Annotated in this window: 1 protein-coding gene and 1 pseudogene; one reads left to right on the plus strand and one right to left on the minus strand. The window is 70.1% G+C overall.

Annotation, left to right across the window (positions count from 1 at the left end; all coding sequences use genetic code 11):
* Nucleotides 1-372: pseudogene (locus GTW67_RS04910) on the plus strand (DNA-binding protein); the annotation flags it as partial.
* Between the two features lie 46 nt (nt 373-418).
* Here GTW67_RS04910 and GTW67_RS04915 read toward each other — a convergent pair.
* Nucleotides 419-1432 (minus strand): NAD-dependent epimerase/dehydratase family protein, encoded by a 1014-nt coding sequence (locus GTW67_RS04915; protein WP_237518667.1) that lies wholly within the window; start codon nt 1430-1432, stop codon nt 419-421.
* Nucleotides 1433-1804 lie beyond the last annotated feature (372 nt).

Raw genomic sequence — 1804 nt, forward strand, 5'->3', positions numbered from 1 at the left:
CTCATGGGGGATGCGGAGCAGGCCGAGGCCGAGGCCGGCCGCGCCATCGCCCTTCTCGGGCAACGGGCGCGGGACGAGCAGTCCCCCCACGTCCTGGCGGGCGCGGCAGCCGACCTGGCATACGCCCGCCTCCTGTCCGACAACGTGGAGGGCGCGGCCGAGGCGCTTACGCCGCTCTGGGAAGTGCCGGCCGAGCAGCGCAAGACGGGCGTCGTCGTCCGGACGGCCCGGATCGGCAGGCACCTGGCACGGCCGCGGTACCACGGCTCGCAGCTCCCGTCGCAGCTGCGAGAACAGGTCGAGGAGTTCACCCGGGTCTCCCCGCCGTACCGACTCGGCCCGTCCGCGGCTCTCCTGGCGATCGGTCCCTGATCACAGAGGGGGGAGGGCCGGAAACCGCGGGCCGGATCGCGGAGGTTCACAGAGAAGCGAGGACCCGCGCCTCCTTCTCTGCCGCGATCCCGTGCTCCGCTCGTCGCGGGTGGTCCACGGGCCGTCCGTCTCGCGCCCACCACTCCCAGGTGTCCCGCACGGTGTCGGCGATCGGCCGACAGCGAAGGCCTGCTTCGACCGCACGCCGGGCGTCGACCGCCCAGACACCGGCGTGGGTGCGCCACAGGGGCATCTCGGTCCACTGCTTCACGTGGTGCTCAGTCAGTACGGCCGGGTCGGCCCAGACCGGTGTGCCATCGCCCCCCGTGGTCCGCAGGCACTCGGTGAGGAAGTCGCCGAACGAAATCCCGTCCGGATGCGTCACGTTGAAGGCACCACGGCCTGTGCCGGCGGTCAGGTGCACGGCGAAGGCGGCGACGTCCCGGACGTCCACCGGCTGGATCCGCTGCTCCGCAGGCGCGGGCGCGAGCATGCGGCCACCGCGCTTCGCACGCTCCAGCCACCAGGGCAGCCGGCCCACGTACTCGCCGGGCCCCAGGATGACCCCCGGCCGGAGGAAGACCGCTTCGTCGCCGAAGGCTTCGGTCACGGCCCGCTCTCCGCCGGCCTTCTGGAAGCCGTACTTCGTGGGGCTGCCGTCCTCCCCGGTATAGCCGAACGACCCGTCGGCATCGGGCGGGCACCCCAGCAACGGGGATTCCTCCGTCAACGGTTCGTGCGGCCAGCCTTCGTAGACGGAGACCGTGGACAGGTGGACCCAACGGTGCGCACGTCCCGCCAGCGTGGTCGTGGCCAGGAGGACTTCGCGGGGCGGCAGCTCCGAGCTGGACGTGTCGACGACGGCGTCCCACGGGCCGTGCTGCGCGAGCTTTCGCAGGTCCTCGTGGATGGTGCGGTCACCGTGTACAGCCTCCACGCCGGGCACGTCCACGCCGGACCGTCCGCGGTTGAAGGTGGTGACGTCCCACCCTCTCGCCAGTGCGGTCTCCGCAATGGCCTTGCCCAGAAACCACGTTCCGCCCATCACGAGAATCCTCATGCCCCGATCCTGCCCTGCTCGGGGCGCGGGCGACAGGGCCTGACTGTACGGTCCGCAGTCGCAAGGAGCGCAGCGGCGCGGCGATGTCGGCGATACCTGTCTTCCTGGGCGCCTGAGAGTGACGGGCTGTCATGGAGCCGCGGATGCTGCGGGTAGCGTCTCTCTGTGCATGACTACAATCCTGGGAATCGCGGAGTCCGTTGGGACGGCATGTGCCTGTCTCGAATTCCCGGTGAGCCTCGGGAGTACCTGTCGATTCATAACGTCATGCCCTATTTGCCGGAACCTGTAGAAGTCCCTCAAAGTGAGCTCCCGCGGGTATAAACTCGCAGGTCATTCAGTCTGCTCCCCGCACCCGCGGGGATGGTCCCT

The sequence above is a fragment of the Streptomyces sp. SID5910 genome (genome assembly GCF_009862125.1).
Taxonomy (GTDB): Bacteria; Actinomycetota; Actinomycetes; order Streptomycetales; family Streptomycetaceae; genus Streptomyces.